The sequence below is a fragment of the Xanthomonas sp. NCPPB 3959 genome (assembly GCF_056675575.1).
Genome location: NZ_JBWWVR010000047.1, coordinates 1 through 905, shown reverse-complemented (window position 1 = coordinate 905; position 905 = coordinate 1). Strand labels below are relative to the sequence as shown.

Annotated in this window: 1 protein-coding gene; it reads right to left on the bottom strand. The window is 72.0% G+C overall.

What is annotated here, in order from left to right:
* Window positions 1-905: AMP-binding protein (locus AC1KVG_RS21755; RefSeq protein WP_481095803.1), on the bottom strand; the 905-nt coding region annotated here is incomplete at both ends.

Genomic DNA, 905 nt, shown 5'->3' with positions numbered 1-905 from the left:
TCACTCACCTCGTACCAGCTGCTTCCCACCACCGCCTCGGTCGGCCCGTAGTGGTTGTAGATCCGCGCCTGCGGATACTTCGCCCGCAACGTGTGCGCCAGCTCCGCCGGAAACGCCTCTCCGCCCACCACGAACACGTGCGCGCCCAGCCGCGGCTGCGCATCCGACAGCGCCAGCAGCCCCTGCACGTGCGAGGGCGTCAGCCGCAGCAACCACGCCGGGGCCGTCGCCGCCTCCAGCGCCGCGGCCAGCCCAGACACCGCCTCCTCGCCCGGCAGCAGCTCCACGCAGCCGCCCACCAGCAATGGCACATACAGGCTCGGCACCGTCAGATCGAACGCCGGCGAGGTCGCCACCAGCGCACCGGCCAAATGCCCGGCGTAATAGTTTCCCCGCGCAAAGGCGCAGTAATCGGCCAGGCCGCGCTGCAGCACCTCCACGCCCTTGGGCATGCCCGTCGAGCCGGAGGTGTACAGCACGTACGCGCTGTGCTCGGCCGTTATCTCTACCGCCGGCGCCTGGTCCGGATAGGCCGACAGCCACGCCCCCTGCTCCGCCCCGTCCATGAACACCGTATCCAGCCCGGCAACCGACACCCCACCGCCGCTGTCGAGCAGGAGCACCAGCGCCTCAGCGTCGCGCAGGATCGCCTGCGTACGTGCCGGCGCCTGCCGTGGGTCCACCGGCACGTAGGCCGCGCCGCTCTTCATCACTCCCAGCAGCGCCACCAGCAGCGGCAACGAACGCTCCAGCGCCACTCCCACCCGCGCCCCCACGCCGATGCCCTGCTCGGCCAGCGCCTGCGCCAGCCGGTTGGAGGCACGGTCCAGCTCGCGGTACGTCAACTGCTGCGCACCGCACCGCACCGCCACCGCCTCCGGCGTCGCCGCCGCCTGCGCCTGCAG